Raw genomic sequence first — 23,428 nt, 5'->3', positions numbered from 1 at the left:
CTCGGCTGAATGCGCGTCCGCCCAAGATCGGCGCTTACTTCGGCGGCCAATTGCCCTGGGCCTTGAGGTCGTCGAAGGTGGTTTGGATCGAGGTGGCGGCATCCTCGGGCGTCGTCGTGCCGCCGACGATGCCGGCGATGGCCGAAGCCGTGGCCGTCGCGACTTCCGACGGCCAGATCCAGTCGAGGAACTTGATCGTGCTCGGGAAGGCTTGCTTGCGCAGTTCGACGGCATAGGCATCGTCGACCTGCGGCACCCCCTTGATCGAGGCCGCGATCGGCTGCTCCGGTGCAAGATAGAGCGTCGCCACCTCCGGCTTAGTCAGATATTCGATGAACTTGACGGCGGCATCGAGCTTCTCGGGCGGGATCGACGAGGAAACGCACATGCCGTTGTCGGCACCGCCGCCATGGCCCGGCGCCCCCGGCGTTCCGTCCATTTTAGGAAAGGCAAAGACGCCCCATTTGAAGTTCTTGACGCTGGTCTGGAGCGAGGGGACTTCCCAGGTTCCGCCATAATACATGGCGCTCTTGCCGGCGGCGAAGGCCGCACGCATGCCGTCCTGGTCGACCGAGAGCGAATCCTTGGAAAGGATGCCGTCATCGACCCACTGCTTGATCAGCTTGAACCCTTCGACATCGGGCGCATCGGTGAACTTCGCCGTGCCCTCGAGGTTCTTCTGGGTCTTGGCGACGGCATCGCCCGAGGCCTGCGAGAAGGTTTCGAAATACCACATCGGCCACATCACGGTGTTCGAGCCCTGATGCAGAAGCGGGATCACGCCGTCGGCCTTGAATTTCGGCACCGCCGCCTTCAGGTCGTCATAGGTCGGCGGCACCGGGATGGCGAGTTTCTGGAAGAGGTCGACATTGTAGAAGATCGTCGACGTCGAGAGCGTCGAGATCGGCACGCCGTAGACCTGGCCGCTGATGGTGAAGGCGCCAAGTGCCGCGGCGTCGATCCGGTCCTGGAACGGCTTAATCTTGTCGGTGATGGGCATGACCAGCTTGCGCCGGACGTAGGCGCCGTTGGTGTAGAAGGCCGGGCAGGCGATCAGGTCCATTTCCTGGTTTGCAAGCTTGGCGGTCATCAGGCGCTGGATCGAATCGGTCTGTGGCCCCTGCGCGTCCCATTCGACAGCGGTCACCTCGGGGTTGGCCCTGAGGAACCCATCGATGACCTGCTGCTGGATCTTCTTCTGCTCGTCCGGCGGTTGGCGCGGCGCGAGTTCGTCAAGCGCCGAGCCGCCGAAAACCTTGAGTGTGATCCCATCGGCATGGCCTATGCCGGGCATTGTGATCAGGCTGAGGCTTAGCAGGGCGGTGGCAAGGATGGGGTTGGCGGGGCTTTGTTTTGAACGATGGGTCACTCTCTGCTGAACGGGCATCTGGCTCTCCTTTTCGCCAATGCCGAGGGGCAACCTCGGGACCAAGATCGTTGATGGTCATATGATCTTGGTCCCCTGTTATGATTTTTGTCAATCGGCAAGTATGCCTATAATTTGGTCGGCCACGCGGTAGCGCTACCGAGCGAAAATGGCTGGCTTCGCGTTCGAATATGAAAAGGGCGCGCGCCAAAACCGCCGGCAGCCCGTGACAGGTCCCAGGGCCGTCAGGCCGGGCGAACTCTTCGCGTCAGAGGCCGAACCGGTCCTTCAGTCGCCCCGAAAGGATCGCTGCCTTCACGCCGAGCGGCCAGAAGCGGTGAAACCGGATTGGCTTGAGCGGCGATATCGGCATGGGAAACGGCGACGTCTCATCACCGCGCAGGCGCTGCGCCAGGGCGGCGCCCATCGCCGAGGCCATGGCGACGCCACGGCCGTTATAGCCAAGGCAGATCAGCACGCCATCTTCCGGCTCGTGAACGTGCAGGAGATGGTCCTTGGTGATTGCGACCCGGCCATTCCAGCCATGTGTCCACCGTACCCCCGCAAGCGCCGGCCAAAGCCGCAGTGCATAGTCGGTGAGATAGCGAATGGCGGAGGCATTTTCGATCGGGCTCATCGGTCCCCGGCCGCCCATGAGAAGGCGCCTCTCGGCATCGATGCGGTAGTACACGGTGATGTTGCCGGCTTCGTAGACGACGGGCCTTTCGGGCAGGATTGCGGCCGCGATCGCCGGTGTAAGCGGTTCGGTCGCCGCAATCGCGCTGAACACAGGAACAAGGGACTGCTCAAGCCCTGGCCATAGGGCGCCTGTATAGCCGTTGGTCGCGATAAGCACCTTCTCGGCGCTGACGGTGCCGCCGGTGGTTTTGAGCACCCACCGTCCAGCCCTCCTCTTCAGCGCGAAGACTTCGCTGCCGCCAAAAATCCGCGCGCCGGCGCTCTGCGCGGCGGCAGCCAGGCCAAGGCTGTATTTCAAGGGATGGAGGTCGCCGCCGCGGGCATCGAACATGCCGGATGTATATCTGTCGGTTCCGGTTCGTGCCGCCATCGCCTTTGCGTCCAGCATGTCGACCGGCATGCCTCGCCGCGCGCATTGGGCGGCCGTGGCCCGAACGGCGGCTTCCGGCTTCGGCCGGATGGCCGCGCGTATGGTACCGTTCTGCCGCGCCTCGCAGGCGATCGACAGGCGCTTGATGAGGCCGAAGGTGAAATCCGGCGCGCCATAGGAGAAATCGATCATCCGCAGCCCCAGCTCTGGGCCGAACATTGCCTCGATCGTGTCGGGGTCGTATTTGAGACCGGGATTGGCCTGGCCGCCATTTCTGCCCGAAGCGCCCCAACCCGGCTGCTGAGCCTCGAGCACGGCAACGTCGTCGCCGGCTTCCGCCAGATGCAAGGCGGTCGAAAGGCCTGTGAAGCCGCCGCCGACAATGGCGATCCTTGCCCGCTGCGCGCCGGCGAGCGTGGGATAACTACCGGTGCCGCCTGCCGTTTCGCGGTAGAGGCTCCTGGGCAGGCTGCTCTCGGACATATTGCGGGCTCTTATAGGCTTGGTGGTGGCGTGACTGCGCCCGCGAGAAATGGCAGACCCGCGAATATCGAGCCGGGCGCGCGGCAATTCAGCATGGCTTTCGGGAAATCACAACAGTTGCGAGAGCGCGGCCATAAAGTGATCGTTTTCCAACGGTGAGCCCATGCTGACACGCACATACGTGTCGTAGCCTTCCTGTCTCCAGGGTTTGACGATGACGCCTTCGCGCAGCAAGCCCTCGACGAATGCGCTGGCATTTTGCCGGCAGTTGAAGAACAGGAAGTTGCCTCTGGAAGGCGCGACCTCGACGCCCTTGCTGATGAGGAAACTCTCGACGCGTGCTCTCTCCGCCTTGGCCAGCGCGACCACCTTGGCGAGGTGTTCCTCATCGGCGAGCGCCGCGAGTGCTGCGGCCTGGGCCATGGCGTTGACGTTGAACGGTGTGCGGACACGATCAAACAGCGCACGCAGCTCCGGGTCGCCGACGATGCCGAAGCCGATGCGCAGGCCCGCTAGGCCAAATGCCTTCGAAAATGTCCGCAATACGATCCAGGACCGGTCACGTTTGGCGAGACAGGGCAGGGAGGAAACATAGTCGTCGCCCACGGCATATTCGGCATAGGCCTCGTCGACGACGATCAGCGTCTCGTCGCCGACTGCATCCAGCACCCTCGACAGATCGCTGCCCGACAGCCAACTGCCGACCGGGTTCATCGGGTTCGAAAACACCAGCATGCGGGGACGCTCGCGCACCGCCTCGGTCAGCGCATCGACGTTGATCGTGAGGTCGTCGTTGACGGCAACGCGCCTGACGGTCGCGCCCATCAACGTGGCGTAGTCTTCGTGCAGCGGGAACGACGGATAGAGTGTGACGACGGCGTCGCCCGGCCGCAAGACGGCGCGGCTTATGACGGAGAGAAGGTCTTCGGAGCCGTTGCCAAGGATGACCTGATCCCCGGCGACGGTGTATTTGTCGCCGATCGCCTGGCGGAGCTTGCGCCCTGCGGGGTCCGGATAGAGCCGGAACATCTCGGAGCCGGCCTCCATTATCGTCGCCAGGGTCGGGCTCGGCCCAAGCGGGTTTTCGTTCGAACCTAGCTTGGCGATCCTGGCGGGCGCGTATCGCGCCATGACCTCGTCGATTGTCAGCCCTGAATTGTAAGGCGACAGATGCGTGACTTCGGTTCTGACCATATGCGAGGATTTCGACACGGGGCGCGGGCTCCTCTTCGGCAGCCGACAGACTCCCGTCATCGGCCGGGTTCTCAAACACCGGATTTCGCTGCATCCTCCCGGGGGCAAGCCGGTCGCCTGCAGGGTGCACTGGTGGACGACGTCACAAATAGCCTAGCCGAAATGGTTTGTATATGCTTGTATATGGAACCTAAGGTTCGTTAGTCTTGGACTTGGCGCCGAAGCTGCCCAGGAGATCACATGCGCAATGCTTCTCTCTTCGACCTCTCCGGCAGGAAAGCGCTTGTCACCGGTGCCAGCCGCGGCATCGGGCGCAGCATCGCCGAGGCGCTGAGCGCGGCCGGCGCCGACGTTGCGGTCACGGCGCGCAGCCTGGCCTCCCTCGATGAGACGATAGCGGCCATCCGCGCGGCCGGCGGAGTTGCGCATGCCGTCGCCCTCGACGTCACCGATGTCGGCCGTTGCCGGGCGGCCACCGCCGAGGCTGCTAGCCTGCTGGGCGGTCTCGACATCCTCGTCAACAATGCCGGGATGGAAGAAGTGCGGCCTTCGCTCGATGTCGACGAGGCGCTCTGGGACCGGATCGTCGACACCAATCTCAAAGGAGCCTTCTTCTGCGCCCAGGCAGCGGCGCGGCAGATGCGCGACGCCGGACGGCCCGGCGTCATCATCAATCTATGCTCGCTGACATCCGAAGTCGGCATTCCGACCGCGGTCCCGTACGGCTCGTCCAAGTCGGGCCTGCTCGGCATGACGCGGGCGCTGGCAGCGGAGTGGGCGGATCTGGGCATCAGGGTCAATGCCATTGCCCCGGGCTACTTCAGGACGGCGATGACGGACGTGTTCTACAGCAGCGAGGCGTGGCAGCAGTCGATGTTGGCCAAGATCCCGCAGCATCGTTTCGGCGATCTGCGCGACCTGCACGGCGTAGCCGTGTTCCTTGCCTCGGATGCTGCAGCCTACATCACCGGCCAATCCATTCCGGTGGATGGCGGCTTCCTGGCATCGATCTGAGGCAGCCCGCTATAGGTTCGAAATCAAAGTTTTCCGCAATGTGACCGGCCGGTACGTTGCGTTCCAACAGAAGGAAATTTCCATGTCCGACGTCAGCTTCCACGATCTGTCATCGCTCGATGCCACCCAGCGGGCCGGCCTTCTGAAACGCGCCGAGGGCGATCTGTCGGTCTTCGTCGAAAAGGTCCGCCCGATCATCCAGGCCGTCAAGGACGAGGGCGACGCCGCTTTGATCCGCTTCGCCAGGGAACTCGACAAGGCCGATGTGGCCGAAGGCGGACTGAAGGTGTCGGAGGCCGAGTTCGACGCGGCATTCGACAAGGTCGAGAAGGATGTCGTGGAAAGCATCGGCTTCGGCATCGACAACATCAGGCGCTTCCATGAAGAGCAGAAGCCGGAAACGATGTGGCTCAAGGAAGTCCGGCCGGGCGCCTATGCCGGCGACCGGTACACGCCGATCGCCTCCGTGGCGCTTTACGTGCCGCGCGGCAAGGGTGCATTTCCCTCGGTGACGATGATGACATCGGTACCGGCTGTCATCGCCGGCGTGCCGCGGATCGCGATCGTGACGCCGCCGACATCGGATGGTTCGGTGGACGCTGCGACCTTGGTCGCCGCTCGCCTCGCCGGGGTGAGTACCGTCTACAAATGCGGCGGCGCGCAAGCGGTCGCCGCCGTCGCCTACGGCACCGAGACCGTGCAGCCGGCACTCAAGATCGTCGGCCCCGGCAGCCCCTGGGTGGTGGCGGCCAAGAGCGTGCTGTCCTCGATCATCAACACCGGCCTGCCCGCCGGCCCGTCGGAAGCGATCATCTTTGCCGACGACAGCGTCGACGGTGGCCTTGCCGCGCTCGATCTTTTGATCGAGGCCGAGCATGGCCCGGATTCCTCGGCCTATCTGGTGACCCACAGCCGCAAGGTCGCCGAGGCAGCGCTTGCGGCACTTCCTGAACATTGGTCGCGGATGACCGAACAGCGCGTCGAATTCTCGCGCGCGGTGCTGACCGGAAAGCGTGGCGGCATCGTGCTGACCGCGTCGCTGGAAGACAGCTACCGTTTCATCAACGACTATGCGCCCGAACATCTGGAAATCTTGTCGAAGGAGCCGTTCGCGCATCTCGGGCACATCACCGAGGCGGCCGAAATCCTCATGGGACCGCATACGCCGGTGACGCTTGCCAATTTCGTCCTCGGGCCGAACGCGGTGCTGCCGACCAGCCGCTGGGCGCGAACCTATGGGCCGCTCTCGGTGACGGATTTCGTCAAGCGCTCGTCGGTTGGCTATGTCACCTCGGCCGCCTATCCGGAACTGGCGCGGCACGCCCGCAGACTCGCCCGTTACGAGGGTTTCAGCTCGCATGAAAACGCGGTCTCGGAGATCCGCGACCGCTACCTTGCCGGCTGAACGGAGGCGATCGCGATGAAGGCGGCACGACTTTATGGCCCCGGTGATCTGCGCGTCGAAGATATAGCCACGCCAGGGATTCCGGATGTGGGCTGGGTGAAGCTCAGGGTCGATGCCGCCGGCATCTGCGGTTCGGACCTGCACAATTTCCGCACCGGGCAGTGGATAAGCCGCTCGCCATCGACGGCCGGCCATGAGCTGACCGGCACGGTGATCGCCATCGGCGAGGGCGTCGATACCGTCTCCGTCGGCGACAGGGTGGTTGCCGATTCCCGGTTCTGGTGCGGGGACTGCGCGCAATGCCGCGCCGGCAGGCGGCATCTCTGCGGGTCGCTGGGTTTCGTCGGAGAAATCTGCGACGGCGCCTTTGCCGAACAGGCCATGTTGCCCGCACGTCTGCTGCATGTCATCGATGCCGACCTTGACGAGCGGGTCGCGGCGATGGCCGAGCCGCTTGCGGTGGCGCTGCACGCGGTGCGGCGCCTGCCAAAGACGACGGGCTCGGTGCTTGTTGTCGGCTGCGGGCCGATTGGCGGTCTTGCCGCGCTGCTGCTGTCGCAAACCTTCGCCGGCACGGTGCTGGTCGCCGACCGCAACCAGGCCCGCTGCGCCCGTGTGGCCCAGGTGACTGGAGCCACGATTGTCGATCTCGACCGCGATGCCATTGCTGCGGCAACCGCCAACGCCCCGCTGCTGGCGGCCGTCGAGGCGACGGGCAGCATCGCCGCATTCAACCAGTTGCTCGGCGTGCTCGATTCCGGCAGCGCGGTGGCGATGGTCGGCATCTTCCATGGTCGCCTCGACATCGATCCCAACCTTCTGGTCGAACGCGAGATCGCTTTGCTGGGATGCCATGCCTTCGCCGACGAACTGCCCGACGCGGTGCGGATGCTGGGTGAACTCAGCGAACCGCTGCTCGCCCTGATCGATCGCGAGATCGGCCTGGACGAGGTTCCGGCTGCTTATGAACGGCTGTTGGCGGGGCGCAGCGATGGCTTGAAAACAATCATCCGCATGCGGCAACCTGTTGAGCCCGCTTTGATTTTCGACAAATTGGCGGAAAGGATTTTGACATGATCGATTTGCCCGATACGGCGAGCCCGCTCTACGAGAAGGTGAAGGATTATATCCTGACCAACATCGGAACGGGCCGGTGGGGCAAGGATCGCAAGCTGCCGTCCGAGAATGAGTTGGTGGTTTCGCTTGGTGTGTCGCGAATGACGGTTCACCGCGCCCTGCGGGAACTGACCGCGGCGGGATTCCTGATCCGATTGCAAGGTGTCGGCACGTTTATCGCGCCGCCTCGGCCCCAGTCGACGCTGATCGAGATCAACAACATCGCGGCAGAGATCGTCGAGCGCGGCAACAGGCATCGCTCCGAGGTTCTCGTCCTCGAAACGATCATGCCGTCGAAGGAGCTCGCGCTGTCGTTCGAGTTTCCAAAGCGGGTCTCGATCTATCATTCGGTGGTCGTCAATTTCGAGAACGACCTGCCGGTTCAATTGGAAGAGCGCTTCGTCAATCCGAGCCTGATCCCAGACTACGACAAACAGGATTTCACCAAGACGGCGACCTATGACTACCTCATGCAGAAGACCCCGGTGACCGAGGTCGAGCACATCATCTCCGCGATTCCGGCCGACAAGGAGACGGCGCGGCATCTGGGCATCGATGTCGGCAGCTGTTGCCTTCTCCTGCACCGCCGCACGTGGACGGGCGCGGTCGTCGCCACGATCAGCAAGCTCACCTACGCCGGCAGCCGCTATTCGCTCGGCAGTCGCTATTCCCCCTCCAGAACCAATTGACGTCGACGAGAAAGCACAAGCCGTGGAGCGTTCGCTGTAAATGTATATACATGTACTGGGGAAGGTGGCTTTGCCTCTGCTGGACGGCTTGGCTGGAAGGGACGGCAGATGACGCAGCCACGGAGCCGCACGGCGCGAATCCGGGCTCTCGCGCAGCATGATGTCGCGGCGGCGCAGCAAGCGCTTTCGGCATTGCTGGGCGATCTGTTCGGGATGAACCCCGGCAATGTCCGCATAAACGTGGACAAATACAGCCTCAATTCTTTGAACGGTTTCTTCGATAGCGACGGCGAGGCCTATTTCTTCAAGTTCCATCAGGAGGAGCGGGAGGAAGGCATGACCGGTGAGTACTACCGGGCCGAGATCCTGTCGCGCGCCGGCCTGCCGGTCGACCAGCCCGTCCATATGTCGGCCCAGCCGGGCGAACAGATCCTTGTCTATCGCCGCCGCATGGATCCGAGATTTTCGGACGTGCTGTTCGCGCTGGATGCCGAAGATGATCCCGAGAAAAGGCGACAGGCGGCCCTTGCCGAGCGCGACCTGTCCGCAAGGTTGCTCGAGGTCTATCTTGAGACGCTGCATCCTGTGACCGTTGCGGAGGTGGCGGCGGAGCCGATCCATCGGCTGTTTTATGAGCGGCTGATCGATCCGGATACACGCGCATCGCCAGGCGGCCGGCTGGCCGATTTCTATGTCGGCAAGTCGTTTGCCTTTCCCGGCGCGGAACTCGACTGGGACCGGTTTTCGCGGCTGAAGTTCGTCATCAACGGCCAGCTTTACACCAAGGGCATCGGTGAGCTTTTCGATGTCGCGACCGCGCGCTTGCGGCCGGATCGGCTTGCCGATGCCGGCGGCGTGGTCGCGCATGGCGACGCCCACAACGCCAATGTCTGGTACACCGAGAACGCGGGGAGGGCTGCACTGTCCTTCTTCGATCCCGCCTTTGCCGGCTCGCATATCCCGACGCTGCTGGCGGAGGTGAAAGCGACGTTCCACAACATCTTCGCCCATCCGTTCTGGCTCTACGATCCGGCCATCGCGACCGAGGCTTTTCGCGCGCAGGCGCGGCTGGACGGGAACCTGCTCCATGTCGACACGGACTGGGACCTGAGCCCCGTCCGCCGCGACTTGCTGGAGGTCAAGGCGACCGCGCTGTGGCGGCCATTGCTACTGGAGCTCGAGCGGCGCGGCATGCTCCCTGCGGATTGGCGATCGGTGCTGCGCTCAGGGCTCTTCCTGTCGCCAACCCTGGTCATGAACCTGCGGGCCGGTGCGCGCAGTCACACGCCGGTCTCCTCCCTCATTGCCTTTTCGGTTGCGGTCATGGTCGGCAGCGAGCCTGATGGCGGAGCCGATCGGGTGAGCGATTTCCTCGACCGGATCGATCCAGAAAGAGCATGATTGATGGCTGCGGGGGATGCGGGCGGAAGGCTTGCCCATGGTGGAAAATTGACTCATTCCAACTTGTATATGCATGTATGTATTTTAGCCTTGACATCCGCCGCCGCTGACGCTGAAATATCCTCGCACTTCACCATGAAGTGGCGGGCAAGACGCCGAGGCACAGTGCCGCAAGAGCAGACCCCGCAGTCTCACCAGACCGGACGCCTGGGTAAAAGAGCGGTCTGATCATCAAGGGGAACTAGAGACGATGCATAAGTTAGCAGGACAATTTCGCGCGCTCGTGATGGCCGCCGCCATCGGGCTCGCTGCCGCCCCGGCAGCCCACGCGGCCGATGCGGCCATTCCCACGACGCCCGAAGCCGGATCGTTCAAGATCGGCATCGAGCCTTGGCTCGGCTACGGCCAGTGGCACGTCGCCGACGCTAAGGGCCTGTTCAAGGCAAACGGACTGTCGGACGTCCAGATCGTCAACTTCGCCGAGGACAAGGACATCAACGCCGCGCTCGCCAGCGGCCAGCTCGACGCCGCCAACATCGCCACCCACACGGCGATGGGCATGGTTGCCGCCGGCCTGCCGGTGAAGATCGTTTTGCTGCTCGATGTCTCCATGACGGCCGACGCCATCATCGCCGGCAAGGACGTCACCTCCATCGCGGACCTCAAAGGCAAGCAGGTCGCTTTCGAGGAAGGCACGACGAGCGACATCCTGCTCAAGTACGCGCTCTCCAGGAACGGCATGTCGGTCGCCGATATCCAGCCGGTTCCAATGCCCGCCGCCGATGCCGGTGGTGCCTTGATCGCGGGCCAGGTACCGGTCGCGGTCACCTACGAGCCGTATCTCACTGTCGCCATGGCGCAGAACAAGGACGTCAAGCTGCTGTTCACCGCAGGCGAGGATCCCGGCCTGATCAGCGACGTGCTGGTGGTGCGCGACGAGGTGATCAAGTCACGGCCCGGCCAGGTGCTGGCCATGATCAAAACCTGGGATGCGGCGCTGAAGGACTACAAGGCCGACACGTCGGGTGGCCGCGCCATCATCGCCAAGGCCGTCGGTTCGGACGTCAAGGATCTCAACACCGCCTTTGATGGCGTGCGTTACTATTCGCTCGCCGAAAACAAGACGGCGCTCACCGGCGACTTCACCACCAAGACATTCGCGGATGTCGAAGCGGCGGCCAAGAACGCCAAGCTGCTGCAGGCCGACGTGACGCCGGAGCAGATGATCGACCCGTCCTTCGTCAAGGCGGCGGAATGACGATGGCCGGATCGCGGTGGTGACGCAGATGTCCGCAGAGCCCTCCGCGAAAACGGCCCCGGCTCGCTCCGCACCGGGATCGGTCACGAAACAGGCAAGGCGCCGTCGATCCTCAGGGATCGGGGTGCCGATCGCCAGGTCGCGTTTCCTGATGATCGCGGTGGCCGTCTTTGTCGGGCTTGGTCTCGCCTGGTGGGCGGCGACCGGCCTGGGATGGGTAAAGCCCATCTTCCTGCCGTCGCCGGGCAGTGTCGCGACCCAGATCGTCAAGCTCGCGACCGAGGGTACGTTGTGGCTGGACCTCAGGGCTTCGATGTACCGCATTTCCATCGGTTTCCTCATCGCCTCGGCGCTGTCCATACCGATCGGCGTGCTGATCGGCAGCTTCCGCTCATGGGAAGCGGCCATCGAGCCGCTGGTGGATTTCATCCGCTACATGCCGGTCGTCGCTTTCGTACCCCTCTCCATCCTGTGGGCGGGCACCGGCGATACGCAGAAATTCCTGATCATCTTCATCGGCACCTTCTTCCAGCAGGTGCTGATGATCATGGACAATGTGAAACGGGTGCCAGCCGATTTCATAGGCCTCGGTCGCACGCTCGGCCTGCCGGACCGCAAGATCCTGACGCGCATCGTCGTTCCCAGTGCCTTGCCCGGTATCTGGGATACGCTGCGCATCAGCCTGGGCTGGGCATGGACCTGGCTGGTGCTGGCCGAACTCGTCGCGGCGACATCTGGCCTCGGCTATCGCATCACCGTGTCGCAGCGCTATTTCCAGACAAACACCATCATCGGCTACATCCTGCTGCTCGGCGTGCTCGGCCTCATCACCGACCAGGTCATGAAGGCACTGGAAAAGGTGCTGTTCAGGCAGGATGGCCACTCGCAATGAGGAACGGCCGATGAACCCTCCCAAATTGCGCATCGCGGGTCTCCACAAGAGCTTCGGCACGGGAGAGCGGCGCACCGAGGTGCTGCGCGACATCAACCTCGATCTTGCCGACAACGAATTCGTTTCTCTCGTCGGCACATCGGGCTGCGGCAAGAGCACACTGCTGTCGATCGTGGCCGGACTGCAGGACTTCGACGCCGGTGATCTCAGTATCGATGGCGCACCGATCCTGCAGCCGGGTCTCGATCGTGGCGTCGTCTTCCAGTCCTACACGCTGCTTCCGTGGCTGACGGCGCGGCAGAACATCGAGTTTGCCCTCAAGGCCGCCGGTTATGATCGCGCGGCCTGCCGCGAGATCGCGCTCGAGCATCTCAATCTGGTCAAGCTGTCGGACAGCGCCGAGCGTTATCCATCGGAGCTCTCGGGCGGCATGAAGCAGCGCGTCGCCATTGCGCGCGCGCTTTCCTATCGGCCCAAGATGCTTTTGATGGACGAGCCCTTTGGCGCGTTGGACGCCTTGACCCGGCACCAGATGCAGGAACTGCTGACCCAGATATGGGAGGAGCATCGGCTCACCGTGCTCTTCGTCACGCATGACGTCGAGGAGGCCGTCTATCTGTCGGACCGCATCGTCGTCATGGGGATCGGCCCGGGACGCATCATGCAGACCTTCAACGTCGACATCGAGCGTCCGCGCCGGGAAGAGGTGATGGAAACTCCGGCTTTCATGGATTTGCAGCGCGGCGTGCACAAGGCGATCCGCGAGGCGTCAAGACGTCCCGAAATGGCGTAGCATCCGCGCGCTCACACTTTGCCGATCCGCTCAGCGGTCAGGACTCAAGGACCATGGGGACTGCATATGCCGAGCGTCCATGCAATGGTTCCGCAGAAGCCGCCGACATACCCACGATAGCTGCCGTAGCCATTGTAGTAGCTGTCCATCCCGCCATTGACGCCGGCCGAGTTGTCGCCAGTCAAACCGTCGCCAACCACCACATATTCGTGGTGAACGGCATGCCGATACCTGTCACCATGATGAGTTGTGGTGTGGACAAAATGGTGCCTGACCGCATGGTGCCTGACCGCGGCATCGGCGATGGAACTGAATGAAATCGCGCTCGCGGCCGCCAATATGATGACACCGGTGGACATCATCTGCCGTTTCATGAGGATGCCTCCTGTTCATGCGAGACATGCATGACCAGAAAACGGCCTCCGCACCCGATGCGTTCCTTCACAAAATCGGGACAGGGATTCGCCGGATGCATTGTGTCCCTGGGCAACCGCTGACAGCGATCATCCCGCTGCTCTCCATTCCTGTCCGGTTCTGCCGCAACCCTCACGTCGCTTTGCCGACAGCCGCGTCCATTCTCATTTCCTCCTCGGAAATGTCGTCGAACGAAGCGTAGTTCATGTTGTAAAGGCGGGCGTAGAGGCCTTTCTTCCGCATCAGCTGTTCGTGGTTGCCGCTTTCGACGATCTCGCCATTCTGCAGGACGATGATGCGGTCGGCGCCGCGTATGGTGGCCAGACGGTGGGCGATGACCAGCCCGGTGCGGCCCTCCAGCAATTTGATCAACGCCTTCTGGATCAGCATCTCGGTGTAGGAATCGATGCTGGCCGTGGCCTCGTCGAGCACCAGGATCTTGGCGTCGGCCACCAGCGCGCGTGCAAAACTGATCAGCTGGCGCTGGCCGAGCGAGAGATTGCCGCCGCGCTGCTCGAGCTCGGTGTCGTAGCCATTGGGCAGGTGCTCGATGAAGTCGTGCGCGCCCACGGCTTGTGCCGCGCGCACCACTTCCTCGCGGGTCGCGCCGGTCTTGTGATAGCGGATGTTCTCCAGCACCGTGCCGGAAAACAGGAACGGCTCCTGCAGCACCATGGCCACCTGGTCTCCGAGCGAATCCTGCGTCAGGTCGCGCACATCATGGCCGCCGACCAGGACCTCACCCGACCAGACATCGTAGAAACGGTGCACCAGCGCCATGGAACTCGACTTGCCCGACCCGGTCGGGCCGACAAGGGCGACGGTCTCACCCGGATTGACGCGGAAAGAGATGTTCTTCAGCACCGGCTGGTTTTGCCTGTAGCCGAAGGTGACGTTCCTGAACTCGACCGAGCCGTCCATGTCGCGCGACAGAGTCACGGCATTCTCCTTGTCGCTGACATCCACCGGTACGTCTAGCACTTCGGAGATGCGCTGGCCCGAAGCCATGGCGCGCTGCATGACGCTGTACTGCATGGTGAGCGAGCGGATCGGGTCGAAGAAACGCTGGATGTAGAACAGGAACGCCACCATGACGCCGACATCGAGGCTGTGCGACAGCACCATCGAACCGCCGACGACGATGACCGTCGCCATGGCGATGCCGGTCAGCGTATCGACGATCGGCACCATCACCTGCGCGTATTTGGCCGACCGCAGGTGGGCATTGAGATTGGCCAGCACCTTCTCGTCGTAGAGGTCGAAATTGACATGCTGGCGCTCGAGGCTCTGCACGGTGCGCACGCCATGGATGCCTTCTGCGAGCGCCCCGTTGGCGATCGAGTTGGTCTCGTGCGCCGCCATGAAGGCGACCTTGGCGCGCGGCAGCCAGAACAGGCGCACGATGAACAGCACCGGCATGGTCGATAGCGTCAAGAGCCCGAGCCGGAAGTCGAGCCACAAAAGCACGCAGACGATACCGAACAAGAGCACGATGTCGCCCACCGACATCACGGATGTTTCGAGGAACTCCTGCATCGAATTGACGTCGCCCTGCAGGCGCGACATCAGGCGGCCGACCTCGGTCTTGTCCATGAAGCTCAGCGAGACGCGCTGCAGGTGGCTGAACATGGCGCGGCGCAAATCGGACAGCACGTTCTCGGCCACCTTGCCGACGACGCTTTCCTGCACATGGCTGGCGGCATAGTTGATGAGGATGATCACCGCGAAGACACCGGTCGCCGAGATCATCACCGAGTGGTCTAGCCTGCCCGCGGCCATGCCATGATCGATGGCGTAGCGGATGACCAGCGGGATCGCGAGCTGCGTCAGCGTGAACACCAGCACAGCGGCGACCGAGATGAAAATCCGGCCCCGATACGGCCTGACGAAGCTCCAGATGCGCCTGATGATGCGAGGATCGTAAGCCTTGCCGAAAACCTCTTCCTCGTCGCGATGCGACCCGACGACGGCCTTGGTCGGCCGCCCGCTGGTGTCTTCCTTCTCATCGTCGATGTGTTTCGACATCACGCGGCTCTATCTCTTTAGTTTTGACGCAATTCCCAAGGGAAAGCGCTACGCGCTTTTCCCGGGAAAACCGGTTTCCACTTTTCCTGGAATTGCTCCCGCGGGTCGGTCCTCGTCCGGCCGCAATTGCAGGTCGTAGAGTGCGCGATAGCGTCCGCCGAGCGCCAGCAGCTCCTCATGCGTGCCGCGCTCGACGATGCGGCCGCCCTCCACGAACAGGATCTGGTCGGCATGCATCAGCGAACTCAGCCGGTGCGAGATGATCAGCGTCACGCGATCCCTGGCGAAGCGCTTCATCGCCGCCCGAATCCGCTGCTCGGTGCCGGCATCGATGGCAGCGGTCGAATCGTCGAAGACCAGCACCGATGGCCGCAGCATCAGGCTGCGCGCGATGGTCAGCCGCTGCCGCTGGCCGCCGGAAAGCGATGCGCCGCGCTCGCCGACGACCGTGGTGTAGCCGGCGGGAAGTCCAATGATGTAGTTGTGCAACTGGGCATATTCGGCTGCCTGCCCGATGCGGGTCTCGCGCGCCCACGGATTGCCATAGGCAATGTTGTTCTCGATCGAGGTGGTGAACAGGAATGCGTCCTGCTGCACGACGCCGACCGCCTTGCGCAATGATTGCAGCGTGACCTTGCGGATATCCTGGCCGTCGATGGTGATCGCGCCCGATGTCACATCGTAGAAGCGCGGGATCAGATGCGCGATGGTCGACTTGCCGCTGCCCGGAGGGCCGACAATGCCGATGGTTTCGCCGGACCTGGCCTCGAACGAAATGCCCGACAGTGTCGGCCGGCCGCCTGAACCCTCGTAACGGAAGCCGACATCATCGAAGCGCAGCACGCCCTCGGTAACGACAAGATCCGTGGCGTCGGGCGCGTCCTCGATGTCGAGTTCGGTGTCGAGCAGTTCGAACAGCCGCGTGCCGCAGGTCGAGGCGCGCGCGAATGAGTTGACCATCAGACCGAGCTGGCGCACCGGCATCTGCAAAATGGTCATGAAGGTGAGGAACTGCGCCAGTGTGCCGACGCTGATCTGGCCTGCGATCACCTTCTGGCCGCCGAACCACAGCACCAACCCCATGGCGGCCAGGAAGGAAAAGTTCATGGCGCTGGTATTGCTGACGCGGATGTCGACGCGCTTATTGGCGAGGTCCAGCGCATCCTGCTTGGCACGGTCGAATTTTTTGAGCTCGTGCCGCTGCGCCGCAAAGGCACGCACGACACGGATGCCGCCGAGGTTCTCGTCCATCACCCGGCTCAGCACCGACAGACGCTCCTGCAGCGTCAGCCAGGTGCTGCGCAGCGCCAGTTGAGTCACCGATGAGCGCCAGGCGACGAACGGCACGAAGCTCAGGCTGAGCAGCCCGAGCACGAGATCGGTGCTGATCAAGAGATAGGCGCCGACGCCGATCAGCACGCCGAGCAGCACCACGCGCAGGATGCCGGTGGAAAAGAACATGCGCACGCCATCGAGATCGAGCAGGCCGAGCGTGATCAGATCGCCGGTATGGACCTTGTCGTGGAAGGAGAAGCTCAGGCGCTGAATCTTCTCGTAGAACGCCAGGCGCAATTCATAGCCGGTCCGGTGGCCGACGGCCTCGCCATAGTAGTTCTGCGCCATGGTGAAGAGACCGCGCAGGATGCTGATCACGAGCAGCGTCAGCGCCGTGTTCCACAGCGCCTGCTCGGCCGCGGTGCCGGCACCCGCGGCCATCACGCCTTGCGCCTGGTCGATGGCCCGTCCCAAGAGGCGTGGAATGAAAAGCTGCAGCGTCGCGGCGATGAAGGTCGAGACCAGGGTGATGGCGACTTGCCAGGGATGGCGCAGCGTCATGCGCACGATGCGCAGCAGCGTGCTGAGGCCCTTGCCCCAGGAGGCTTCGGCGACATGGGCAAACGATTTGCCGCGCTTTGCTGCGCCGCTGGTTGCATCCGTAAGCAAGGAAAATATCCAGTCCAATCCGGACATTAGCCCGGACGAATACGACAGACTCAGTTCTGATGACGCGATGTTACGCGTGTCCGACTTGACCGTTCAAGGGGCCAATGGCGGCATCGCACTGTGCCTGAAGCGGCGCCGCGATTGGCATCCATCTGCATCAACAACTTTATTGCATTGGCAAGCAGATTCTCCAGCTCGACCCAGCCATGACGGACTATCAGTTCGGTCAGGTATCACCGACATTCCACGCAAGCGGCCAGGGCGGCCAAGGGCCAGCTACCGCCGCAGAATACGTGGAATACCAGGAGGATCATATTCTTTGACACGTTTTCCCTTCACCGAAGCCATGCCGATCCAGTTTCAGGCGCCGTTGCCGAAGGACGCGGAGGTTGTGATCATTGGCGGCGGCATCATCGGCGTGACAACGGCTTTGTTCCTGGCGCGACGGAACATTTCGGTGACATTGCTGGAAAAGGGGCGCATCGCCGGCGAGCAATCGTCGCGGAACTGGGGCTGGATCCGGCAGCAGGGTCGGGATGCCGATGAACTGCCGATCGTGATCGAAGCGCAACGGCTCTGGCGTCAACTGGCCGAAGAATGCGGCGAAGACATCGGGTTGAAGCAGACCGGCGTTACCTATCTTGCGCGAACCGACAAGGAGATGGCCGGCTTCGCCAAGTTCCTGAAGATCGCCGAGATGCATGGCGTAGACACGCGTCTGCTTGACCAAAGCGAGACGGCCAAGCTGATCCCGGCCATGTCGCGTCCCTTCAAGGGCGCGATGACCACTCCATCGGACATGCGGGCCGAGCCCTGGGTGGCGGTGCCAGCGCTTGCTCGCCTGGCCGCACGGCAGGGCGTCACCATCATCGAGAATTGTGCGGCGCGGATGCTCGACATTTCGGCGGGACGCATCAGCGGTGTCTGGACCGAGCAGGGTCGTGTCGTCACCTCGAACGCCGTCGTCGCGAGTGGTGCGTGGACGTCGCTCTTCCTGCGCGCGCACGGCGTTTCCATCCCGCAGCTCAGTGTCAGGGCAACCGTCGCCGCGACCGAACCCATGCCTGAAGTCCATTCGGGTGCCGTCGCCGATGAGCATATCGCATTCCGGCGCAGGCAGGATGGCGGCTACACGCTGGCATCGGGAGGCTCCAGTCAGCTCTATGTCGGGCCTGACGCGTTTCGTCACGCGAGCAAATATGTTCCCGCCCTGCTGGCCAATCCTTTTGGTATCCGCTACCTGCCGGCGGCGCCGCGAGGCTATCCGGACAGCTGGTCGACCCCGCGCAAATGGAACGCGGACGAGGAAAGCCCGTTCGAACGGATGCGTATCCTCAATCCCGCCCCCAAAGCCTCCGCGCTGCGCAATATCGACCGCGAATTCACCGCACTTTTCCCGCAATTCAAGACAGTGCCGCTCAAGGCGAGCTGGGCGGGCATGATCGATGCGATGCCGGATGTCGTGCCCATCGTTGATCGCGCCGTCGAAATTCCCGGTCTCGTTATCGCCACAGGGATGAGTGGCCACGGCTTCGGCATCGGACCCGGAATGGGCCGCGTCGTTTCCGACCTCGTCCAGGGAAACGAGACAGGACATAGTCTTCACAGGTTCCGCCAATCCCGGTTCGGCGACGGCAGCCCGATCGAACTGGGACCCAGCCTCTAGATCGTGTCGCAGCTAGCCGCGGGTTTGCCGCCAGCGATCGATCTGACGCCCTTCCAGGCAGATAGGTTCTGATCGAGAGCGTGCTGTACCGGCAGGCCTTTCAGTTCTTGCATGGGGAAACGACGTGACCGCGAACACCAATACACAGGCCGCGAACCCAATCGATCCGCAACGCGCCTACGCCGTGCTGATCTGCGATCTGGTCGGTCTGCGCTTCGGCCCAGACGGCAAGCCCGACCCCAGCGAAGTGCGCGCCCACATCGAAGCCAAGGGCGGTCGCTTCCACGCAGGCGCGCTTGGCGACAGGGCAGGGCTTGAACAGGGCCGCGTGCATTTCTTTTACCAGCCGGACCTCAGCACCCGCGAGGAGCTGATCGAAGTCGCCGGCGACGGGGGCTATGACGCCGTCATCGCCGCCGCAACTTTCCTTCCCGCGGAAACCGTTTTTCCGCTGGCCGGCGTGAGGATCGGTGCCGGCACCGGCAATATGGGCTCGCGCTCCTGGGGCGGCGGCAGCGGCGAGGGCGGCACGGCAGTGCTGATGAACACGCCCGGCATCAACAGCCGTGCCACGGCGCAGATGGTGATGAAGGCGATCCTGAAAGTGCTGCCAGACCTCCCGGTCGACACGCTTCATGAGCGGGTGGCGCGCGGTGCCTTCGACACCGGCAGGGAACTGCGCGATTTTCCGACCGAAAAAATCGAAGGCAAGACGATCGCGATCATCGGTTACGGCAATATCGGCCGCGAGGTCGCTAAGCTCGCCCGCGCCTTCGGCATGCGCGTGGTGATCCACGCGCGGCCGCGGCACCGCGACTGGGTGGAAGCCGAGGGCTTCGTCTTTGCGCCGGATCTCATCGATGCGGCTGATGGTGCCGATGTGCTGAGCGTCCATGTCGGCCTGGGCAAGCAGGACGCGCAAACCGGCCGCTACGCCAATGCCGGACTCATCGGTGCGGACGTCCTGTCACGCATGAACAACGGCGCGGTGCTGGTCAATTATGATCGTGGCGAGCTGGTCAACGTAGAGGCCCTTGCCGATGCCCTGAATACGGGGCAGGTGCGCCACGCGGCGATCGATGCCGACCTTTTCAGGGATGCCTCGACCGGCAGACTCTCCGGTCCGATGCTGCCTTATCTCGATCTCGTCGGGAAGCATGCCGGCAAGCTTGAACTTCTGCCTCATGCGGCGGCCGATACGGACCATCCTTCGCGCGTCGCCGGCGCCAAGCAGGCCGTCGACCAGCTGTTCGATATCATCTGCCGTAAATCGGTGACGAACGCAAAAGGCACCGTGCCGTCGGGCTATCTTTCCCTTGGAGCGACAAAGCCTCCTGGCATCGGGCCGGTAACGGCGGATCACATTTTGAAACTCACCTCCAGCGAATGCTCCGAACTGGCGGATGTCTGTGACCGGCAAAGCCAGTTGTGGAAGGCTCTCTCAGACGCGGCAGCTGCCGAGCGCGGAGGGGTCGTGGCCGAACAAGGCAAAGAGCTTGTCCGACTGATCGACCGGTTTTGCCTGCTGGCCGAGAAACTGAATCTCCGCGGCCCTTATCAATAACACCGGCCTGCCGCTGCGGCCGACGCCTTCTCCCTCAGCCTGCTGGGCAGAGTGATTTCAGCGCCGCTCGCGCATCGCGGCGGCGACTGCCGCGTCCCAGCCCTCGTTCGGTCGGCGAAAAGTCGGAATGCGCTCGGCCGCCGACGGCAGCGGTGCAAACGGCTTGTGCGGCTCGGCCTGGTACCAGAAGGCGACCGACGAGATGTCGTCGGCGCGCCGGTTGGCGTGGCCGTGCTCGATGCTGACCCGGATGCGTTTGTGGAAGATCACCGGATCCTCGATATGCCAGCGGTAAAGCGTGACCGGCTCGGTCCAGTTCGGGCCGCCGGCGGCGATGATACCGTGATAGGGCGCGGAATAGTCCTGCGTCGGGCACCAGGCAGTGTTGAAATAATCCTCCGTGCCGGTGCCGTGCAGTGTCGGCGGCCAGGCATCGTTGGCGCCTGCCGAGCTTTCCGCGCGCGGCTCGATGAGTGCCGCCTTCGGGCCGATGCGCGGGTCGGGCTTGCGTACCGTATCGGGCACCGAGAGGCCGGGCTCGCCGTCGATGAAGATCATGTCGTCGCCCTCGCCATACCAGTCCCAGAGCTCGGAGCGGCGGCGCGAATAGACGCTGTAGAGCACCCCGACATAGTGGCCGCGGCCTTCGGCCTCGAGGATCGTGTAATTGTCCTTGCCGTCCGTGGTCTCGCCCCCGAACAGGAACTGCTCGTTGGTGAGGCCGGTCTCCGCCATGCCCTGAGGCCGCGCCTGGCGGTATTGCGCATGAAAGCGGCCGAGATCGTCCTCCAGCCGCTCATGCAGCTCGAGGTCGACATAATAGTAGAACAGGAGATCGTCCTCGGCCTCGTTGGTGATCGTCATCTTCATTCCGGCCGCGAAAGGCATTGGGAAATAGCAATTGAAAGCCTTGCCGTCCTCGGGGCTTGCCTGCACCGGCAGGCTGGCGAAGTTCTTCGTGCGGGCATGGCCCATGCCAAAGAAGTCGCCGACGGGGGTCTCGACGCTGGGCTGGTCCTCGCCGTCCCAGTAGGCGCGCAGCACGATCTTGCGCAAAAAACTTTCGCTCTTGCAGGCAAGCGTCGCCCAGATATGGGTGACGATGCCGGCGCCGTCGTATTCGGCGATTGTCACGGTCTTGCCCGGCTCGATGTGCAGGCGGTCGTCATTGCCGCCCGTGCGGTCGTAGCTGGAGAAGCGGCGCGTGCTCGCATCGCGCAGCTTGGCGAGGCCGCGCAGCGGTGAAAGTCCGGCTTGGGTCATCGGTCGTTCCTATGCTTGTTACTCACTTGAGGCCGCTGGTCTTGATGGATTCGGTGATCTGCCGCTGGAAGATCACGAACAGCACGAGCATCGGCAGCGCCACGATGGTCGAGGCGGCCATGACATAGTTCCAGGCGCCGGCGTACTGGCTCTTGAAGTTGGTGATCGCCACCTGGACGACCCACAGCCTGGTGTCGGAGGCGACGGTGAGCGGCCACAGGAACGCGTTCCAGTTGGCGAGGAAGAACAGGATTGCCAGCGCGGCCAGGATCGGCCGGCTGAGCGGCAGCACGATCGACCAGTAGATGCGCCAGCGGCTGGCGCCGTCCATGACGGCGGCCTCCTCCAGTTCACGCGGCAGCGAGAGATAGTATTGCCGCAGCAGGAAGATGCCGAAGGCATTGAAGATCGAGGGCACGATCAGGCCGGCATAGGTGTTGATGAGGCCGAGCGCCTTCACCAGGATGAACAACGGCACGATGATCACCGGCAGCGACACCAGGAAGGTCGAGAACATGGCGAGGAAGATGAAGTCGCGGCCGGGGAAATTGAGCCGCGCCAGCGCGTAGCCGGCCATCGAGTGGAAGAACAGCGCCACGATGGTGACGGTCGCCGACATGAAGAAGGAATTGGCGAGATAGCGCAGGAAGGGGACTTCGGTCAGCACGTAGAGGAAATTGCCTGTTGTGGGCGAGACCGGCAGGAAGTTCGGCGAGAACACCTCCGGCGCCGGCTTGAAGGCGATGACGAGCATCCAGACCAGCGGGAAGATGGTCATCAGCGCCAGGATGGCCGATATCAGCATCCAGAGGAAACGCAGGATGTGCGTGGAGCCGGCGGCGCGCTTGTCCCTTATGGCGGCATCAGTCATGGTCGAACCGCCCGCCGCGGGTGAGCGCGAACAGCAGCAGCGTGACCAGCATCAGCAGCACCACCAGCAGCGAAGCCATTGCCGAGGCATAGCCGAAAGCGCCGAGCTGGAAGGCCTGCTTGTAGATGTAGACGATCAGTGCGGCGGTGGCGTTGACCGGACCGCCATTGGTCATGACGTAGATCAGGTCGAAGACCTGGCCGCCAGCCGCGGCCATGACGATGGAGACGAGCAGCACGAAGAAGCTGGTCGGTTTGAGCAAGGGCAGCGTGATGTACCAGAAGCTGACGACCGGCCCTGCGCCGTCGATCTTGGCCGCCTCGTAATATTCGCCCGGAATGTCCTGCAGGCCGCCGAGGAAGATCAGCATATAGAAGCCCATCAAGAACCAGACGCTGACGACCACCAGGGTGATCAGCGCAAGGTTCGGGTCGCCGAGGAAGGAGACGGCACCCCAGCCGAGCGAGGCGGCGAGGCGGCCGATAATGCCGACCTTCTCGACCAGCAGGATCTGCCAGACCAGCGCCACCACGACGAGGCTGACCATCTGCGGTGCGAAGAACATCGCTCGGATGACCGTCTCGAAGCGGCCGCCACGCTGTACGAGCAGCGCCAGGCCGAGACCCGAGACATAGAGCGCCGGCACCAGCATGACGGCGTAAAGCACGGTGACGCGCAGTGCTGTCCAGAACAGCGGATCGTTCCACATGCGCGCGTAATTCTTGAAGGCGACGAATTTGTACGTGCCGAAACCGTCGACCTCGAAGAAGCCGATGCCGAGCGCGAGCAGCATCGGCAGGCCGACGAAGACGAGCAGCCCCAGCGCGTCCGGCAGCACGAAGAGATAACCGGCCAGCCAGTCGCGGCGGTTCTTGCGCGAGACCATGGGGCGGTCTTCCTCGGTCGTGGAGGTCAAGGCGGTAGAGGGATAGGTCATGTCGGGTCGGCCCGTTGGCGAACCCTCTCTTGCCTGGAGCGCAAGAGAGGGTTTCGATGCGAAT

General features: G+C 63.2%; 19 protein-coding genes. 10 read left to right on the top strand and 9 right to left on the bottom strand.

Features of this window, described 5'->3' with window-relative positions; translation table 11 throughout:
* Positions 1-34 precede the first annotated feature (34 nt).
* From MESOP_RS29435 to MESOP_RS29425, 3 genes are all read right to left on the bottom strand, one after another.
* Complete coding sequence (locus MESOP_RS29435) at positions 35-1,387, bottom strand: ABC transporter substrate-binding protein (RefSeq protein ID WP_013896996.1); 1,353 nt, start codon at positions 1,385-1,387, stop codon at positions 35-37.
* A 247-nt stretch (positions 1,388-1,634) separates the two neighbouring features.
* Positions 1,635-2,918, bottom strand: coding sequence for an NAD(P)/FAD-dependent oxidoreductase (locus MESOP_RS29430; RefSeq protein WP_013896995.1), 1,284 nt, complete (start codon positions 2,916-2,918; stop codon positions 1,635-1,637).
* A 108-nt stretch (positions 2,919-3,026) separates the two neighbouring features.
* Complete coding sequence (locus MESOP_RS29425) at positions 3,027-4,130, bottom strand: histidinol-phosphate transaminase (RefSeq protein WP_013896994.1); 1,104 nt, start codon at positions 4,128-4,130, stop codon at positions 3,027-3,029.
* 222 nt (positions 4,131-4,352) lie between these two features.
* Between MESOP_RS29425 and MESOP_RS29420 the strand changes: the two genes are divergently transcribed.
* The 8 genes from MESOP_RS29420 to MESOP_RS29385 all read left to right on the top strand — a co-directional run bounded on the left by MESOP_RS29420 (position 4,353) and on the right by MESOP_RS29385 (position 12,680).
* Positions 4,353-5,126: an SDR family NAD(P)-dependent oxidoreductase gene (locus tag MESOP_RS29420; protein ID WP_013896993.1), complete on the top strand. Its 774-nt coding sequence runs from the start codon at positions 4,353-4,355 to the stop codon at positions 5,124-5,126.
* An 82-nt stretch (positions 5,127-5,208) separates the two neighbouring features.
* The gene (gene hisD / locus MESOP_RS29415; RefSeq protein ID WP_013896992.1) at positions 5,209-6,531 is read left to right on the top strand and encodes a histidinol dehydrogenase; all 1,323 of its coding nucleotides are present in this window, start codon (positions 5,209-5,211) and stop codon (positions 6,529-6,531) included.
* Positions 6,532-6,546: 15 nt separating this feature from the next.
* The gene (locus tag MESOP_RS29410; RefSeq protein ID WP_013896991.1) at positions 6,547-7,608 is read left to right on the top strand and encodes a zinc-dependent alcohol dehydrogenase; all 1,062 of its coding nucleotides are present in this window, start codon (positions 6,547-6,549) and stop codon (positions 7,606-7,608) included.
* Positions 7,605-8,336 carry a histidine utilization transcriptional repressor HutC gene (gene hutC / locus MESOP_RS29405; protein WP_013896990.1) on the top strand — a complete coding sequence of 244 codons (732 nt, stop codon included), beginning with the start codon at positions 7,605-7,607 and terminating at the stop codon, positions 8,334-8,336. Before MESOP_RS29410 ends, hutC begins: the two co-directional genes overlap by 4 nt.
* 108 nt (positions 8,337-8,444) lie before the next feature.
* On the top strand, positions 8,445-9,737 hold the full coding sequence (locus MESOP_RS29400) for a hypothetical protein (RefSeq protein WP_013896989.1): 1,293 nt from the start codon (positions 8,445-8,447) through the stop codon (positions 9,735-9,737).
* Between the two features lie 250 nt (positions 9,738-9,987).
* Positions 9,988-10,995: an ABC transporter substrate-binding protein gene (locus MESOP_RS29395; protein WP_013896988.1), complete on the top strand. Its 1,008-nt coding sequence runs from the start codon at positions 9,988-9,990 to the stop codon at positions 10,993-10,995.
* Positions 10,996-11,119: 124 nt separating this feature from the next.
* The gene (locus MESOP_RS29390) at positions 11,120-11,887 is read left to right on the top strand and encodes an ABC transporter permease (RefSeq protein WP_013896987.1); all 768 of its coding nucleotides are present in this window, start codon (positions 11,120-11,122) and stop codon (positions 11,885-11,887) included.
* Between the two features lie 10 nt (positions 11,888-11,897).
* The gene (locus MESOP_RS29385; RefSeq protein ID WP_013896986.1) at positions 11,898-12,680 is read left to right on the top strand and encodes an ABC transporter ATP-binding protein; all 783 of its coding nucleotides are present in this window, start codon (positions 11,898-11,900) and stop codon (positions 12,678-12,680) included.
* 44 nt (positions 12,681-12,724) lie between these two features.
* Here MESOP_RS29385 and MESOP_RS29380 read toward each other — a convergent pair whose 3' ends face one another.
* The 3 genes from MESOP_RS29380 to MESOP_RS29370 all read right to left on the bottom strand — a co-directional run bounded on the left by MESOP_RS29380 (position 12,725) and on the right by MESOP_RS29370 (position 17,090).
* Complete coding sequence (locus tag MESOP_RS29380) at positions 12,725-13,054, bottom strand: hypothetical protein (protein WP_013896985.1); 330 nt, start codon at positions 13,052-13,054, stop codon at positions 12,725-12,727.
* A 172-nt stretch (positions 13,055-13,226) separates the two neighbouring features.
* Positions 13,227-15,119 (bottom strand): ABC transporter ATP-binding protein, encoded by a 1,893-nt coding sequence (locus MESOP_RS29375; RefSeq protein ID WP_013896984.1) that lies wholly within the window; start codon positions 15,117-15,119, stop codon positions 13,227-13,229.
* A gap of 48 nt (positions 15,120-15,167) precedes the next feature.
* Positions 15,168-17,090, bottom strand: a complete 1,923-nt coding sequence (locus MESOP_RS29370; RefSeq protein ID WP_425339698.1) for an ABC transporter ATP-binding protein — start codon at positions 17,088-17,090, stop codon at positions 15,168-15,170.
* 292 nt (positions 17,091-17,382) lie between these two features.
* Between MESOP_RS29370 and MESOP_RS29365 the strand changes: the two genes are divergently transcribed.
* Positions 17,383-18,729 carry an NAD(P)/FAD-dependent oxidoreductase gene (locus tag MESOP_RS29365; RefSeq protein WP_013896982.1) on the top strand — a complete coding sequence of 449 codons (1,347 nt, stop codon included), beginning with the start codon at positions 17,383-17,385 and terminating at the stop codon, positions 18,727-18,729.
* A gap of 124 nt (positions 18,730-18,853) precedes the next feature.
* Entirely contained in the window at positions 18,854-20,293 is a 1,440-nt protein-coding gene (locus MESOP_RS29360; RefSeq protein ID WP_013896981.1) for an NAD(P)-dependent oxidoreductase, read from the top strand.
* A gap of 57 nt (positions 20,294-20,350) precedes the next feature.
* Here the strand turns inward: MESOP_RS29360 and MESOP_RS29355 are convergent, their stop codons facing one another.
* From MESOP_RS29355 to MESOP_RS29345, 3 genes are read right to left on the bottom strand one after another with little or no spacing between them, the layout of a single operon-like run.
* Positions 20,351-21,556, bottom strand: coding sequence for a glycoside hydrolase family 172 protein (locus MESOP_RS29355; RefSeq protein WP_013896980.1), 1,206 nt, complete (start codon positions 21,554-21,556; stop codon positions 20,351-20,353).
* A gap of 22 nt (positions 21,557-21,578) precedes the next feature.
* Positions 21,579-22,427, bottom strand: a complete 849-nt coding sequence (locus tag MESOP_RS29350; RefSeq protein WP_013896979.1) for a carbohydrate ABC transporter permease — start codon at positions 22,425-22,427, stop codon at positions 21,579-21,581.
* Positions 22,420-23,364: a carbohydrate ABC transporter permease gene (locus tag MESOP_RS29345; protein WP_210160827.1), complete on the bottom strand. Its 945-nt coding sequence runs from the start codon at positions 23,362-23,364 to the stop codon at positions 22,420-22,422. The genes MESOP_RS29350 and MESOP_RS29345 overlap by 8 nt, the downstream gene beginning before the upstream one ends.
* Positions 23,365-23,428 lie beyond the last annotated feature (64 nt).

It is taken from the genome of Mesorhizobium opportunistum WSM2075 (assembly GCF_000176035.2).
Classification (GTDB): Bacteria; Pseudomonadota; Alphaproteobacteria; order Rhizobiales; family Rhizobiaceae; genus Mesorhizobium; species Mesorhizobium opportunistum.
Note: the sequence above shows the minus strand (reverse complement) of the source record. Positions and strands in the feature narration are given on the sequence as shown.

What these genes read in the sequence shown, in the direction of transcription:
- MESOP_RS29435 (WP_013896996.1), bottom strand. Translation starts at nt 1,387, where the DNA reads ATGCCCGTTCAGCAGAGAGTGACCCATCGTTCAAAACAAAGCCCCGCC.
- MESOP_RS29430 (WP_013896995.1), bottom strand. Translation starts at nt 2,918, where the DNA reads ATGTCCGAGAGCAGCCTGCCCAGGAGCCTCTACCGCGAAACGGCAGGC.
- MESOP_RS29420 (WP_013896993.1), top strand. Translation starts at nt 4,353, where the DNA reads ATGCGCAATGCTTCTCTCTTCGACCTCTCCGGCAGGAAAGCGCTTGTC.
- hisD (WP_013896992.1), top strand. Translation starts at nt 5,209, where the DNA reads ATGTCCGACGTCAGCTTCCACGATCTGTCATCGCTCGATGCCACCCAG.
- MESOP_RS29410 (WP_013896991.1), top strand. Translation starts at nt 6,547, where the DNA reads ATGAAGGCGGCACGACTTTATGGCCCCGGTGATCTGCGCGTCGAAGAT.
- hutC (WP_013896990.1), top strand. Translation starts at nt 7,605, where the DNA reads ATGATCGATTTGCCCGATACGGCGAGCCCGCTCTACGAGAAGGTGAAG.
- MESOP_RS29400 (WP_013896989.1), top strand. Translation starts at nt 8,445, where the DNA reads ATGACGCAGCCACGGAGCCGCACGGCGCGAATCCGGGCTCTCGCGCAG.
- MESOP_RS29395 (WP_013896988.1), top strand. Translation starts at nt 9,988, where the DNA reads ATGCATAAGTTAGCAGGACAATTTCGCGCGCTCGTGATGGCCGCCGCC.
- MESOP_RS29385 (WP_013896986.1), top strand. Translation starts at nt 11,898, where the DNA reads ATGAACCCTCCCAAATTGCGCATCGCGGGTCTCCACAAGAGCTTCGGC.
- MESOP_RS29380 (WP_013896985.1), bottom strand. Translation starts at nt 13,054, where the DNA reads ATGAAACGGCAGATGATGTCCACCGGTGTCATCATATTGGCGGCCGCG.
- MESOP_RS29375 (WP_013896984.1), bottom strand. Translation starts at nt 15,119, where the DNA reads ATGTCGAAACACATCGACGATGAGAAGGAAGACACCAGCGGGCGGCCG.
- MESOP_RS29370 (WP_425339698.1), bottom strand. Translation starts at nt 17,090, where the DNA reads ATGTCCGGATTGGACTGGATATTTTCCTTGCTTACGGATGCAACCAGC.
- MESOP_RS29355 (WP_013896980.1), bottom strand. Translation starts at nt 21,556, where the DNA reads ATGACCCAAGCCGGACTTTCACCGCTGCGCGGCCTCGCCAAGCTGCGC.
- MESOP_RS29350 (WP_013896979.1), bottom strand. Translation starts at nt 22,427, where the DNA reads ATGACTGATGCCGCCATAAGGGACAAGCGCGCCGCCGGCTCCACGCAC.
- MESOP_RS29345 (WP_210160827.1), bottom strand. Translation starts at nt 23,364, where the DNA reads ATGACCTATCCCTCTACCGCCTTGACCTCCACGACCGAGGAAGACCGC.